Origin of the sequence: Paenibacillus sp. FSL L8-0158, assembly GCF_038592965.1 — a bacterium.
In the GTDB taxonomy this organism is placed as follows: Bacteria; Bacillota; Bacilli; order Paenibacillales; family Paenibacillaceae; genus Paenibacillus; species Paenibacillus polymyxa_D.
The window spans coordinates 4602350-4617373 of the sequence record NZ_CP151949.1 but is presented as its reverse complement, the minus strand read 5'-3'; the positions used below and the strand labels follow the sequence as shown (position 1 = coordinate 4617373).

Sequence of the window (15024 nt, the reverse complement as noted above, 5' to 3'; positions counted from 1 at the left end):
CGCATAACATGATGCGAAGGGAAGTCATATGCTTCGGTTCAAAAGGAGGGTGAGCTAGTGAAGGCTTTGGTCACCGGGGGAGCCGGATTTATTGGTTCTCAGCTGGTACGTGCGCTTGCTGATTCGGGCATCAGAGTACATGTGCTGGATAATCTGACGACCGGGAATATGGCAAATGTGGACCCGCGCGCGGTCATGCATATTGCGGATATTCGCAGCTCTGAAGCTAGGACGCTGCTAATTCGGGAAAGTCCGGATATTGTGTTTCACTTGGCCGCACAGGCGGATGTGCAGCATTCCATCCATCAACCCGATGAGGACGCGGATGTGAATGTGCTGGGGACGATTCATTTGTTGCAGGCTTGTCATGAAGCGGGTGTGTCGAAATTTATATTTGCGTCCACGTCCGGTGTATATGGAGAGTTGCAAAAGCAATGTATTCAGGAAGACGATCCCGTGGAGCCCATTTCAGGCTACGGACTGTCCAAGCTGACCGCAGAATCGTATATTCGACTTTTTTATCGGCTGTACGGTATGAACTACACGATTTTACGTTATGGAAATGTGTATGGTCCCGGTCAGGCCGCGAAGGGAGAGGGGGGTGTAGTTGCTCTCTTTATGGAGCGGTTGAAAAAAGGAAGCCCCTTGCTCATTCACGGCGATGGGACGCAAACTCGTGACTTTGTGTACGTCAAGGATGTAGTCCGAGCGAATATGGCGGCTATCCACGCAGCGGATCAACGCACGGTGCATGTAAGTACGGGACGAACGACGTCCATCAATCGACTGGCCTACGATTTACTGAAGCTGCATGGTTCGTCTGTCCGCCCTGTGTATTCACCAGCGCGAGCTGGAGACATTCACCATAGCTGTCTTAGTAACGCAGTCGCCAGACATTGGCTTCGTTGGGAACCGCTATACGGCATTTCTGCCGGATTACAGGAAACGTATGTGAGTAGTATGGGCTCAGGCAAAGAAGATATGTCGTGATAAAGAGCGCGCAACTCAAGAAAGAGACTGAGGAAACTCTCAGCCTCTTTTTCATTTGAATAGCAATTAGAGGTTCTCGCCAGCCAGCTTCAAGGCTTGATCTAGGACAGCTGCACCGTTTCCTCTACCATAAGCCAACGTGTCAATGACATCTACAGGAATACCATAGGGAGCTGCAATTTCGGTGACTGCCTTTTTACGCATCCGCACTTGAGGTCCGAGCAAAATAGCAATCACGGAATCTGTAATGCCTTCCAGCTCTTCCTTAATGGTGCTTTCGGGGATGGCTTCGATGTTCAGCTCTATGGATCTTGCTGCTGCTTCTTTTTTCATTTTAGAAACCAAAATGGATGTGGACATACCCGCAGCACATGCCAAAATAATTTTTTTCATATTTGAGCGCCTCCAGAATTCATTTTTAACTACTTATACTCTTCATCCAGATCAGCAATAAATGAGCGTTCTTTGATCGCGGCTTGATACCAGTAGCCGGATTTCTTCAAATGCCGACTTCGATCATTGTCCAGGTTAATTTCCACCAGTCCATAGCGATTTTTAAAAGCATTCATGGGAGAAACGTTGTCTGTAAAGGCCCACAGCATATATCCTGTACAGTTGGAGCCCGCTTCCACAGCTTGTAATGTGTAGTATAAATGTTCCGTTATAAAGTCAATACGATAGTCGTCCTGGATGATATGTTCCTCATTTTTGAAAGCAACTTCATTCTCAATACCCATACCATTTTCTGCGACAAACCACTCGATATTGTGATATTCGTTCTTGATGCGCATTCCCATATCGTAAATGATTTTCGGATAAATCTCCCAGCCCCGTGACTTGTTCATTCTTTTACCCGGAAGATCAAAATGCTCATAGTAGTAAGAGGGGTGAAAGGGGGTGTTTTCATTCCACGCTTTACTCTGCGCTTTGACCCGGTGGGGATAATAGAGATTGATTCCGACGTAGTCAACGGTATTTTTCTTAATGACTGCCAGTTCTTCCGTTGTAGCTTCAAATGCAATATCATGCTTGCTCATGAGATCGAACAATTCTTGCGGGTATTCGCCTTTAATAAGCGGGTCCAGAAATACTCGATTGTAAAATAAATCATACACATGTGCCGCATACTGGTCATGAGGGGCGCTTGATCGAGCATAAGTGACTTCGGGATTCAGAATAACGCCTATTTTAGCCCCATGCTGACTATAGTTTTTTGCTTTGAAAAGCTGTACGCACTTTGCGGTAGCCAGCGTTTTATTATAATTCCATTGCATCCACTTCCGCGTATTTTGTTCATAGGGATAGCGAAGGGCATCTAGATAGACACGAGTCTGTACAACAATGGGCTCATTAAACGTAAACCAGAGCTTGACCCGATCGCCGTACCGTTCAAACACTTTTTCCGCATATTTTACAAACAACTCCACTACATGCTTGGAAGACCAGCCCTCATATTTGTCCAGCAGATAGGCGGGGACCTCATAGTGTTCCAGACAAATCATTGGCTCGACTCCGCTTGCAATCAGCTTATCAATGACCCGGCCCATATAATCCGCATACGTTTCATCCACCACTACATTCTCATAATCTGTTAAGAAGCGGGACCAATTAATAGAAGTTCGATAATGGGTTAAGCCAATCTGCTTCATCAGCGCAATATCTTCGGTATAGCGATTATAAAAGTCGGTTGCCACTGCGGGTCCATATCCATTGTGCCAGACATAACGGTCATTTTTATACCATTGGTCCAGGAATGAGTCCTGACCTTCTTTTTTACCGCTCCAGCCCTCTGTCTGCCAGGCGGAAGCCGCTGCACCCATGATGAAATTCGGCGGAATTTGTATCGTATGTTTAGCCATGACATGTTTCTCCTTTTCATTGTATAAAGAATGCGTTTTCAATTAATTAGTGTATTTCTATAGTAGCGCATTATTCAGTCGTTCGCTTGTTGGCAATTTTGACGAACGGGAAATAAATGATAATCGCTACCACAATACAAATGATCTGAGTGACGACGGCTCCAATGCTTCCACCTGTAGACAGGTAGGCATTAATAATAGGCGGAGTAGTCCATGGAACCATGACGACGGCTTTACCTGCAAATCCAAGAAACGTCGAGAAGTAACCAATCGTTCCTGTGATGAGCGGAGTAATAATGAAAGGGATAGCCATCAATGGATTCAACATAATCGGAAGTCCAAAAATGACAGGCTCATTAATATTAAACAGACCTGGGCCGAGCGAAAGCTTTGTTATTTCCTTCATATCTTCACGCTTGGAAGCGATCATAATACAAATCAAGAGGGCAAGCGTAATCCCTGAACCGCCGATACTCATGTATACGTCCCAGAAAGGCATCGTAATAATGTTCGGAATGGGCAGTCCTTGCTCATAAGCAGTCATGTTGACAGTAATCGCGCCAAGCAGCAGGGGTTCGCGAATGGGCTTTACCATTTGGTTTCCGTGAATACCGATTACCCAGAAGATTTGCGCAACCAGCATCAGCACCAGTATACCTGGTAGTCCCTGTACTACGGCCTCCAGAGGTTTTTGCACCACATTATAGACAGCATCGTACAGATAGAGTCCCGTAAACTTATGAAAAAAGAATCCAAACATGGAGAAGACAGTCACCGTAATAATGGTAGGAATGAGTGCGGAGAAAGAAACGGCCACATTGCTGGGAACACTTTCAGGCATTTTGATTTTTAGCTTGTCGGACTTACCCAGTTTGCTGTATAGCTCAACGGATAGGATGCTTATGAAAATCCCTAAAAACAAGCTCTTGGTATCCGTAAATTGACGGGCTATGACGTCTGTTACTTTTTGCATTTCACCGTTAACCATCAACTCTATCGTGGTTGGTGTCACAGAGATAAAACAGATTAAAGCAAGCAAACCGGGGAAGAGATTTTTCTCTCCATTAATTTTTCCTAGCTCCAGACCAATCATGAAAACAGCCAGAATGGTAAGGATATTCAAGCTGGCATAGTTAATGCCTGAGAAAATCGGTTTGTACTCAGCCAGGAATGAGAATGGCCTAAAATGGGCCAAACCATTGACCGGGTCCATGACCATATTGGAAATCAGTACAGCAAAGGCACCGACAATAATAACGGGCATCAATGTGATAAAAGCTGATTTGATCGCTATAATATATTTAAAATTGTTGATTGCATTTGCTACCGATGTGAGGCCGTCAACCAGTTTGTCTTTGAAAGCCATAAGATAGCGCCCCTCCCTCTACGATTTCGGTATGAATTGATCCATGCGTTCATACAGGTCTACAAACTCTGAGGCCATATCGCGAATGGTGATGGCATTCATCAAATGATCTTGAGCATGCACCATCATGACGGACATCTCTGTTTTTTCACCCGCTGCTTCCTTACGGATGATTCTGGTTTGAATTTTGTGGGAGGACACCAGTTCCTTTTTTGCTGAGGCTAATTCTTCTTTGGCTTCACGAAATTTCCCCGCCTTTGCAAGCTCAATCGCCTCCATGGCCGAGCTGCGTGCATTCCCTGCGTATAATATAATTTGGAATACAATCTCTGTATCATCCATGTCCTCCATGTTCACGTCGTGTTCAGTAGATTCATCATGATTCATGTGATCTTCTCTCCTTTCAATCTTCCCTTCGTGTGGCTATTATAATTTGGAATCGCTTTCAACATAACACACATTATTTCCTCTTCTTAACGGAAATAAATCGTTCTTCATACTCCTTATGTTCAAGCATTTTTATGCAACACTTCTATGAATTCTGCATACGATTTGCAGCGAATAAGCTGCTGGACGAGCTGTTCATTATTTAAAATTTCAAGCAAAATATGATACATAGTCTGTAAATCTTCTGATTTGGTACGCTGTATGCAGAGCATACAAATAAATTGTACCGGCTTGCCATCCCAGTCGATAGCTTTTTGTAATGTACAGATGGCCCAAAACGTAGAATCTGCGAAAGGTTCCATCGGATGCGGGATCGCGACAAAGTTACCAAATGAAGTGGGGGAAACGGCTTCACGCTCTATCACCGATTGCAGCAGAGGGCCTTTTACAAGATCTGCTTCGTGTATTTTTTCGGCTATAAATTCAAGCACTTGGAGTTTGTTCTCAAACTTCTGCTGAAGGAAGACCAATTTTTTTCGTACATACTGCACAGCAGGAAGTCTGGCCTCAGAAATGGCTTGTTCAATTTTCGTAATATCGGAACTGCCCAAAAATGTATTCACATGGATCATGGGGATAGAAAGCGGTTCTGAAATGGGAATCGTGCTAATGACAAAGTCCAGTGCATCCAACGGCATTTGTTTCAGCTTATAAAATTCAGTGGTTCCCACGATATCTAACCTGGAACCGAAGACCGATTGAAGCTTATAATACAGCAGCTTAGCGCTGCCGAGTCCAGAAGCACACACGATCATACATCTTTTGGGTGCGCCCTCCATTTTCTTTCTTTCCATCGCGACTCCGATATGAATGGCTAAATACCCAATTTCATTTTCCTCGATGTGTATATGAAGCCGCTGCTTGATGACCTCCGCAGCAATGATACCTGCTTCAAAGGCAAGCGGGTAATTGGCTTTGATTTCATCCAGCATAGGATTACGCAAATTCATTCCGTATTGATAACGGTTGATCACCGGTTTGAGGTGTAGGCAAAATGCAATCAGCAATTCTTGATCGTTATGAATGTTCATCTTCAACTGCTGATCAATTTGGTCTAGTATTTCGATAGTCAGTTCGTAAATATCTTTATCAATGATCTGTTTAATCTCCACTTCATCCATACGTGCACTAACGACGGTCCTTACACCCAACAGGTGAACAGCAATGTACGCAACTTCAACAAGTGGAAAGGAGGACTTCATGTTTTGTTCCAAGGCGGATACGATCTCAGTCGCCACCCTAAACTCTTTTTGCGCTTCGATTTTTTTCATCTCTTGCGGATAATACGATACATACCTTTCTTCGCGAATTCGCTTACATGCTATAGCAATATGAATGACCAGATTGTTCAGGGCGATGTCCGACAGCTGAATATCATTGATCTCAATACGATCCAGAATTACTTCTCTTATGAATTCCATCTCTTCGTTAGAGATCAGAGGAGGGGGGGACACCTGCTGCTCGCCTATTTCATCTAACCTATTAAATATATAGTCGGAAATGCAATAACGCAGCTTGGCCTCATTACCGTTGACTCGAATACCATAATAGGGTCTATTCTCTAGGGATAGTCCGTAAGTTGCCAGTAATTTACGTACTTCTTTGAGGTCATTCTGTAAAGTGGATCGACTAACATACAGCATTTCGGCTAAATCATCAAGTTTGACATATGCGTTAGTAAGCAACAGCTTTTTCATTAAAAAACGATTTCTAGCTTCAGAAGAACTCGCTAATGGATAGGGCACATTATTTTCATCATCCTTTAATTGCTTCAGCAGATGATGAAATGCTTGTTCGTCCCGAACCTCTAACTTGTAGCCTGTTCCTTTAAGGGGTTTAACTGCTGCTCCATGCTTTGACAACAGCGCACCCAATTCCTTTAAATCCGTTCGTATCGTTCGAGAAGATACCTTCAATGCATTTGCCAAGTGTTCTCCTTTGACCATCTGTTCAGCAACCAATATACGAAGAATATCAAAAATACGCACAACGAGCCCCCTTCTTAGCTGTTTCTGATGAACAGTATACAATGGTTAGAGCGTAACCAAAAGAAGGATTGACAACAGTGCGAATCCTAGATGACCTTGACACACCCGCAGATTCAGCGATATAGTAGACACAATAAGTCTTTGATTGAGGTGTAGTTATGAAATTTACAAAAGCCACAAATTATGCGCTGCACACCATGCTCATGCTCGTTGCTGATTCGTCGGTTAAGCCAGTAGGTGTTCAGCAATTGGCCGAATTCCAAAGTGTTTCACCAACTTATCTTTCAAAAATTTTGACGAGGCTTGTGAAGGCCGGAATGATCGAATCCGTTTCTGGAGCCAATGGAGGCTATCGCCTATCCCGTCATAAAGATGATATTACTTTTTTGGATATCATCCATGCCATTGAAGGTACGAATTCTTTGTTTGAATGTGATTTTGTCCACGGATCGGAGTGCCTGATTCAAGCTGTAATGAGGGAAGCAGAGGAGAAAATGGAACGACATCTAAAAAATACGAAATTGGTCGATTTGGCGCAAAAGCAAACACAAGTTTAAAAGGTAGCGACTTTATATAGAAAGAGGGTGATTGCCAATTATGTAAAGCATTTTTTTTGTTTTTATCGCAGATATAAGGAGTCTTTAATATCTTTGAAAGGGAGTTGGGTGTTATGCTATACGATTGCGCTATTATTGGCGGAGGGCCCGCTGGGTTGAATGCAGCCCTCGTGCTGGGCAGGGCAAGGAGAAGTGTGGCTTTGATTGATAATAATCGGCCCAGAAATGCGGTTACGCATGCGTCGCATGGTTTTATTACGAGAGACGGCGTAACGCCGGCCGAGTTCCGCCGTGTAGCTTATGAGGAAGTGTTGCGTTATCCGTCTGTCCATCATCTGCAAACCGAGGTTGTTTCGATTACAAAAAACGAATCTGGATTTGAGGTACTTGATTCGTCAGGCCTTCGCGTTCAAGCGCGAAAATTGATATTGGCGACGGGCGTAAAGGAGATATTCCCCAAGATCGAAGGTTTTTATCCGTTATACGGAAAAAGTTTATTTAATTGCCCTTATTGCGACGGCTGGGAGTTGCGGGATCAACCGCTTGTCCTCGTCTCTGAATCGGCAGCTATATTTCATACAGCCAAACTACTCCTTAACTGGAGTAAGGATTTGATCGTCTGTACGAACGGTCAGGAATCCCTGTCGGACGAGCAAAAAGAACGGCTTCAATCCAAGGGAATTGTGGTAATGGAGCAATCTGTTGCGGCGTTCATCGGTCATAATGGAAAGCTTGAGCATGTGCGCTTTACGGATGGTACTCAAGTCCCGAGGGTCGGCGGCTTTGTGACTCCCCAGTTTGTACAAAGTGCACCGTTTGGAGAACATTTGGGCTGTGAAAGAACGGAGTCGGGCGGGATCAAGACGGATGAAGCGGGAAGAACCTCCATACCTGGTGTATATGCTGCCGGGGATTCTTCGTACTTCATGCCTTCTCAGTTGATTTTTGCTGCGGCCGACGGCAGTCGAACCGCTGCAAGCGTAAATATGGATTTGACAGAGGAAGATTTCAACGAATAACGAGAAATTGAAATATCCCATATGGAATCCGATGATAGAAAAGGCCGCCAACATGGCGGCTTTATTCTAAAAATCATAGAGAGAGTAAGCAATAATGAACCAATGATCATAGGTCATTCTGTGACTAAACAAGACCTTCTTACAATAACCTCTGTATTCACAAGAACCTGAGTATGATGCCCCTGATGATTGTTAAGCCTCTCCATAAGCAAGTTTACAGCAGTTCGGGCCAAAATATCCTTTTTCACATGAATGGTTGTGAGTTCCGGGCTAATGACCTTCGCTTCATGTATATTATCAAAGCCCATGATGGAAATTTGTTCAGGCACTCGAATGTTCATCTCCTGAAACGTTTTAATGGCACTGATCGCCATATAATCATTTTCGCAAAATAGGGCCGAAGGTAGCTCATCCAATTCATGAATAGCTGTTTTAAATGCGTCCTGTGACATCACAAGCATGGGATGCATATCAAATGTAAGCCCATTTTCTATGGAAAGATTATGCTCCTCTAAAGCCGCCATAAACCCTTCCTTTCGTTTTTTAAAGTTCAGAATTCTGGTACTGGATTGTACGTATCCTATCTTTCTGTGTCCTGACTGAATTAAATATTGGCCTGCCTGATATCCACCAAGATAGTTGTTAATAGATACGAAACTGGCATCAACGTGTTCAAAGCAGGTATCCAAAATCACGATATTGGAATGAATGGATTGTATGGAATGAATAATCTCGGAAGTTAAATTGGTGCCAAGCAGAAGTATGCCTGAAGAGGGTTGGTCTTTTTCCAAAGCAGATAATTCTTCTTCGAGGCTATGGCTATCAAAAGACGAAAAAATCAAGGTGTTTCCATGTTCTCTCACCTGATTGGTAATATGATGAATTAATTCATTAAAAAATGGAAGTGAATCATAGTGCTCTGTTACGATGTCTGTATTTTTACAGGCCACAAAACGAATCACATGATGATTTTTAATAACTTCCTTGCTTGTCTTCATGGTGCGTGGTTTATATCCATGCTCTTGGGCTATTTTTAGAATGTGTTCCTTGGTTTCTTCACTGACTCCGGGTTTGTTATTAAAAGCAAGAGAAACAGCAGATTTAGAAACACCTGCAAGCCTTGCAATATCATCAATTTTCAATGTGGAACCCCCTATTGAACTAAACTACATAAATTATATCATTACTCAGCAAGAAAGTTTAGCTTATAAACTAAACTAAACTAAATAACTAAAGGTAAAAATTTGTTGACCTTTTATAATTAACAATGTTAATATTCAAGTGTAAAGCGCTTTAATTTAGTTCTTTTCACGTAAAACACATATAAGTTTAGTTTTTTATTTAGTTTTGTTTAGAGAATTGTGTGCATACAGCAAGAGAGGAACGGTGATTCATTTGAGTTTAAACATTGCTGAAAATCAAAGAAGTTTTACCAAAGAGGAAAACCCTTTTTTTTATTTGGCAGATACGGTGTGGAGTGTATTTACCAACGCGACGATAGAGGAGTGGGGCGATTATCTTGACTATCGGAAGATGCAAGGTTTCAATGTGTTGCAAATCAACATGCTCCGACAATGGGACGCAAGTGAATCGGATCTGAATCTACAGCCGTTTGCATTACTGGAAAATGGGGGTTTCGACTACCATACATTAAACGAAGCTTATTTTGATCGGGCAGAAATCATGTTGAAAATGGCTATAGAGCGTGGATTTGTTCCGGCACTGGTCTTGTTGTGGTGTAACTATGTGCCGGATACATGGGCTGAAATGTTCCAAAAAGGTAATAAAATGCCGTTTGAATGCGTTGAACCCTATGTAACGTATGTCGTAAACCGTTTTTCTCCATTTGATCCTATTTTTCTGATTAGCGGGGATAGTGATTTTCCAACCGAACGTGCCAATTCCTATTATTTAAAAGCACTGGAAATTGTACAACAATTAAGCCCGGCAAGCTTAACTACGCTGCATATTCAAGGGAGATTGAGAGAAATTCCTCCAGCCTTTGAGAAACACAAGGGTCTTGGATTCTATATGTATCAATCAGGACATAATTCCGAGTTTCAGCATGTAGCCCATGAGATTGCTCAACATTTCTATCATAAGCCAGATATACGGCCTGTCATTAATGGGGAGCCATGTTATGAACAAATTAGTTACAGCCGCAATGTGTATGGCAGATACACTGCACTGGATGCCAGAAAAGCAGCATGGCAAAGCCTCCTTGCAGGCGGGGGGGCGGGAATCACCTACGGAGCGCATGGCATTTGGAGCTGGCACAAGAAAGGAAAGAAATTCGGCATTGTAGAAGGGGAAGGATTCGATAGTCCTTATGATTGGAGAACAGCATTGCGATTTGAGGGCGCATGGGATTATTCCTTTATTAAATATTTGTTTGAAATGTATAACCTGATTGGCGTAAAGCCGTTGGATATTGTTTTAAACAAGACAGAGGAAATCAGAGCTGCGGGGAATGAGAATTCCATGATCTTGTATGTCCCATTTAATACGAAAGTACGACTAAATATCAACGTGCAGGATTACAAGTTTACAACGATTGATTTAACAGGGAAGCGGTTTGCTCAAACTGAGGTGTCCGTTCAGGAGGATCAATCGGTAATAGACATGCACAGCTTTGAAAGTGATGTTGTCATCATCGGAACGAAATAAAAACAGAGAAGAATGTGGATGGAGTGAAGCAACATGTGGAAAATCGGCGTTATTGGAACGGGATATTGGTCGGAGAAACATATCAAAGCATGGCAGTTTATCTCGGATGCAGAAATCAAAGGATTTTGTGATCAAAATAAAGGCTTACTTTTTGAAAAAACAGCTCAATTCCATATCCCTACTGAATATTGTTATACCAGCCTGGAGGAGATGCTAGGCGAAGCGGATATTGATGTCGTGGACATTATTACACCTCCTGAGACACATCTGGAACTGGTTCGACTGGCGGCCGCAGCCGGAAAACATATTATGTGCCAAAAACCTTTTGCACGTTCAGTGGAGGAAGCCGAGCAGATGGTAAGTATTGCTGAAGCGGCAGGAGTCAGACTTATGGTGACGGAAAATTGGCGTTGGCTTGGACCTTTTCAAATTATAAAAAAATTGCTGGCAGAGAATATCGTTGGGAATATGAATGTTATACGTTATACGCATACCGATTTTTATTCGCCGAGGTTTGCTCCGGAAAAAGTGCTGCCGCAGCCATTCTTCAGAGATATGCCCAAGCTCTTGTTTTATGAAATGGGAGTTCATTGGCTGGATACTTGGCGTTTCTTATTCGGTGAACCTCAGCGTTTGTATGCGGAAACCAAGCGGGTCAGCCCATACACACAGGGAGAAGACACGGGCATTATCATGTTAGGTTATGAACATTATTTTGGTCTTATGGATATGAGTTGGGCGACTCGTAGGGAACTGAATGGGCAACTGCCGGAGCAGGTCCTTCCTGATCATAAAGAACAGCTGGTGATTGAAGGCGATCAGGCCACCCTAAAACTGTATAACACAGGTAAACTATCTCTCATTAATAATCAGGGAGTCGAAAAAGTATTGGCTGAAAAGACTGAATTAAACTATGAGGAAAGCCATAAAAAGCTACAGGCTCATTTTATAGATTGCCTCAACACGGGAAAAGAGTTTCAAACGAGTGGCCACGACAATATCAAGACCCTTCAGCTTGTATTCGACACCTATGACAGCGCAGAAAATCATAAAGTTCATGTGTATTAAGAGGCGACAGGATGTCCATTAACGATATTGTGATGTATGTTATCGCTCTTTTTTTAGTGCTCGGTGCATTGGATCAATGTTTGGGAAATCGCTGGGGTCTGGGACAAGCCTTCAACAATGGGCTCATGACCATGGGCTCTCTTGCTCTGGTCATGATAGGGATTGTTTCCTTGGCTCCTGTACTGGCCTCATGGTTGATTCCCATGGTTTCACCGTTATATGTGGCAATGGGTGCCGATCCGGCATCCTTTGCTAATACGATATTGGCGGTAGATATGGGAGGATACGCACTTGCGGCAGAAATGGCGCACAGCCAGCAAGCGGGTTTGTTTTCCTGGGTTTTTCTGGGGACCATGTTTGGCCCAACGCTCGTATTTACGATTCCGGTTGCCCTCGGCATTTTGGGAAAAGAGGATCATCCATATTTTGCAAAAGGTATCTTGATCGGTATCAGTACCATTCCCGTTGGCTGTTTCATAGGGGGAATGACCGCCGGATTTGACGTGATGATGATTTTGAAAAATCTGATCATTCCTATGCTTCTTTCAATAATCATTATGCTGGGTTTACGTCTATTTACGGAGCTTACGATCCGATGGTTCAAGTGGTTTGGCAACGGCATTCGGCTTCTATCTCTTGTCGGTTTGGTAGCGATTGGGGTCGAAACCTTAACTGGATTTGTGATCATTCCCAATATGTCTCCATTGTCTGTCGGTGTGCAAACGGTTGGAACGATTGCTATTGTATTGGCTGGAGCGTTTCCGTTGGTTGCGTGTATTACAAAAATATTTAAAAATCCGCTTGAACGAGCAGGACGTTTGCTAAACATAGATCCATCGGCTACTGCGGGTCTGGTAGCTAGTCTTGCTCATAATATTCCTACTTTTACTTTAGTTAAAGAAATGGAGCCCAGAGGAAAAGTAATCAGTATTGCTTTTGCTGTCAGTGGATCTTTCGTTCTGGGAGGACATCTTGGCTTTATAGCAGGAATGGACAAGAGTATGGTGATTGCCATGATCGTGGGTAAACTTGCAGGCGGGATCAGTGCCGTAATTGTCGCAGTTATTGCACATCCAGCGACTACGAATAGAAAAATAGAAAGCGCATCCAAGAAGGAGTGAACATGATGGATCATAAAAAAACAGCCAAAGAAGTATTGAATGCCGTGGGTGGAAATGAAAATGTGAACAGTGTCATTCACTGTGTCACTCGATTGAGATTTAAACTGAAGGATAATCAATTGCCAGATAAAGAAAAGATCAAGCAGATTGACGGGGTCATTACCGTTGTGGAAAGTGGTGGCCAATTTCAGGTGGTCATTGGGAATGAAGTTCCCAAAGTTTATGAAGCTCTTTTGGATACGATGGGAGTAAAGCATGGAGACCAGGTAGCTGAAGGCGATCAAAAAAATGAAAAAGCGAGCCTATTCAGCCGATTTGTCGATGTAATTTCAGGTGTGTTTATGCCCGTTGTAGGTGTGCTCGCTGCTGTGGGGATTCTAAAAGGACTATTGGCCTTATGCACATCCCTGGGCTGGATGACTGATCAGATGGGCACGTATAAAATTTTATATGCGACAGCAGACGCTATGTTTTATTTCTTTCCGGTTATTCTAGGGTTTTCAGCAGGTAAAAAGTTTGGAGGAAACCCGTACCTGTCTGCTGTTTTGGGGGCCGCCTTGGTGTATCCGACCATTACTTCCGCCTTTACGGATAAAACGGCGCTGTCCTTTTTGACGATACCTGTCGTTCTGATTAATTATACTTCTTCTGTTATACCTATCATTATTGGGGCGTTCTTGGCAGCTAGAGTTGAAAAAATGATAAGTAAGTATGCACCTGCCTCCATTAAAATGTTCATTGTGCCGTTTCTGACCTTGGTCATCATATCACCGATTGTTTTTCTGGTTGTCGGGCCGATCGCAACTATAATCAGCGATGGGTTAGCCAAAGGCTCTATGTGGATTTACCAGTTAAGTCCGGCTGTAGCTGGTCTCGTTCTGGCTGGATTCTGGCAGGCTATTATTATCTTTGGTCTCCATTGGGCGTTTATTCCAATTCTCTTGAATAATGTAGTTACGAACGGGTTTGATCCGATTAACGGTATGTTATTCTGCACTACGTTTGCCCAAACAGGTGCAGCTTTTGCCATCGCTTTGAAATCACGGGACCCTAAATTAAAACCCATCGCCACTTCTGCTACAATTGCGGGTTTGATGGGGGTTACTGAACCCGCTATTTACGGGGTTACGCTCCCCACCAAAAAACCGTTTATTTTAGCCTCGATCGCTGGAGGTATAGGAGGAGCTGCAGCAGGCTTACTCGGCTCAACGGCATATGGATTTGCCTCAGGCGGTATTTTTGGTATACCTCTATTCATTAATCCAAAAGGCATGGACGCAGGCTTCATCGGCTTTATCATATCTTTGGTTGTAGCTTTTGTAGTCGCATTTATTCTGACCTATCTTTTCGGCTATAAAAATGCAAAACCTGCGTCTGAAATTAAGGTTGCAGATGAAAACAAAGAGGAAGAAAAAACGATATTCAGTCCTCTACATGGTGAATTGATTCCTTTAACCGCAGTAAAAGATGAAGCTTTTTCCAGTGGTGCGATGGGTCAGGGAGCCGCTATTATACCGAAGGAAGGGGTAGCCTATGCACCATTTAACGGAACTGTTGTTACCGTTTTCAAGACAAAGCATGCCATCGGGCTTATTTCTGAGGACGGAGTTGAACTGCTCATTCACATTGGAATTAATACGGTCAGCTTGAAAGGAAAACATTTCACTTCCTTTGTATCTGAAGGAGATACGATTCAAAAAGGGGACAAGCTGGTTGAATTCGATCCCAAAGCTATAAAGGATGACGGATATGATATTACCACATCCGTCATTGTAACCAATACAGCCGTGTACACGGATATCTTAGTTGAAGATTCCAAGGATATTCATGCAGGAGACCGCTTACTAAAGATTAGATAGCTTCCAATTCCAATATTCAAGAATAAAAAGGCAAGATAAAGCTGGCGATGCCCCGTATATAAAAAGGGTTGTCGTCAGCTATT

At 43.2% G+C, this 15024-nt stretch carries 13 protein-coding genes; 7 read left to right on the top strand and 6 right to left on the bottom strand.

The annotated features are described in order from the left end of the window. The first annotated feature begins 57 nt into the window (after positions 1 to 57). Positions 58 to 990 (top strand): NAD-dependent epimerase/dehydratase family protein, encoded by a 933-nt coding sequence (locus NSQ68_RS20345; protein ID WP_342427019.1) that lies wholly within the window; start codon positions 58 to 60, stop codon positions 988 to 990. Positions 991 to 1056: 66 nt separating this feature from the next. On the opposite strand, the gene NSQ68_RS20340 is transcribed toward NSQ68_RS20345, so the two are convergent. The 5 genes from NSQ68_RS20340 to NSQ68_RS20320 form a co-directional block, all read right to left on the bottom strand. Next, positions 1057 to 1383 (bottom strand): PTS sugar transporter subunit IIB, encoded by a 327-nt coding sequence (locus NSQ68_RS20340; protein ID WP_342427018.1) that lies wholly within the window; start codon positions 1381 to 1383, stop codon positions 1057 to 1059. A gap of 29 nt (positions 1384 to 1412) precedes the next feature. Next, a complete protein-coding gene (locus tag NSQ68_RS20335; protein WP_342427017.1) occupies positions 1413 to 2849 on the bottom strand; it encodes a glycoside hydrolase family 1 protein in 1437 nt (478 codons plus the stop codon). 70 nt (positions 2850 to 2919) lie between these two features. Continuing rightward, complete coding sequence (locus tag NSQ68_RS20330) at positions 2920 to 4215, bottom strand: PTS transporter subunit EIIC (protein ID WP_342427016.1); 1296 nt, start codon at positions 4213 to 4215, stop codon at positions 2920 to 2922. Positions 4216 to 4233: 18 nt separating this feature from the next. Beyond that, entirely contained in the window at positions 4234 to 4602 is a 369-nt protein-coding gene (locus tag NSQ68_RS20325; protein WP_342427015.1) for a PTS lactose/cellobiose transporter subunit IIA, read from the bottom strand. A gap of 122 nt (positions 4603 to 4724) precedes the next feature. Then, complete coding sequence (locus NSQ68_RS20320; RefSeq protein WP_342427014.1) at positions 4725 to 6650, bottom strand: BglG family transcription antiterminator; 1926 nt, start codon at positions 6648 to 6650, stop codon at positions 4725 to 4727. Positions 6651 to 6808: 158 nt separating this feature from the next. Here NSQ68_RS20320 and NSQ68_RS20315 point away from each other — a divergent pair, with 158 nt between their 5' ends. Further along, entirely contained in the window at positions 6809 to 7207 is a 399-nt protein-coding gene (locus tag NSQ68_RS20315; protein ID WP_342427013.1) for an RrF2 family transcriptional regulator, read from the top strand. A gap of 113 nt (positions 7208 to 7320) precedes the next feature. Then, positions 7321 to 8226 carry an NAD(P)/FAD-dependent oxidoreductase gene (locus tag NSQ68_RS20310; RefSeq protein WP_342427012.1) on the top strand — a complete coding sequence of 302 codons (906 nt, stop codon included), beginning with the start codon at positions 7321 to 7323 and terminating at the stop codon, positions 8224 to 8226. A 113-nt stretch (positions 8227 to 8339) separates the two neighbouring features. Here the strand turns inward: NSQ68_RS20310 and NSQ68_RS20305 are convergent, their stop codons facing one another. Continuing rightward, the gene (locus NSQ68_RS20305) at positions 8340 to 9368 is read right to left on the bottom strand and encodes a LacI family DNA-binding transcriptional regulator (RefSeq protein WP_342427011.1); all 1029 of its coding nucleotides are present in this window, start codon (positions 9366 to 9368) and stop codon (positions 8340 to 8342) included. 244 nt (positions 9369 to 9612) lie between these two features. On the opposite strand from NSQ68_RS20305, the gene NSQ68_RS20300 reads away from it, so the two are divergent. The 4 genes from NSQ68_RS20300 to NSQ68_RS20285 are packed head-to-tail and all read left to right on the top strand — an operon-like array spanning position 9613 to position 14941. Next, positions 9613 to 10893 carry a DUF4038 domain-containing protein gene (locus NSQ68_RS20300; protein ID WP_342427010.1) on the top strand — a complete coding sequence of 427 codons (1281 nt, stop codon included), beginning with the start codon at positions 9613 to 9615 and terminating at the stop codon, positions 10891 to 10893. A 33-nt stretch (positions 10894 to 10926) separates the two neighbouring features. Beyond that, entirely contained in the window at positions 10927 to 11961 is a 1035-nt protein-coding gene (locus NSQ68_RS20295) for a Gfo/Idh/MocA family oxidoreductase (RefSeq protein WP_307353352.1), read from the top strand. Between the two features lie 11 nt (positions 11962 to 11972). Then, positions 11973 to 13082, top strand: coding sequence for an ethanolamine utilization protein EutH (eutH, locus tag NSQ68_RS20290; RefSeq protein WP_342427009.1), 1110 nt, complete (start codon positions 11973 to 11975; stop codon positions 13080 to 13082). 5 nt (positions 13083 to 13087) lie between these two features. Further along, entirely contained in the window at positions 13088 to 14941 is a 1854-nt protein-coding gene (locus NSQ68_RS20285) for a beta-glucoside-specific PTS transporter subunit IIABC (protein ID WP_342429146.1), read from the top strand. Positions 14942 to 15024: the final 83 nt, after the last annotated feature.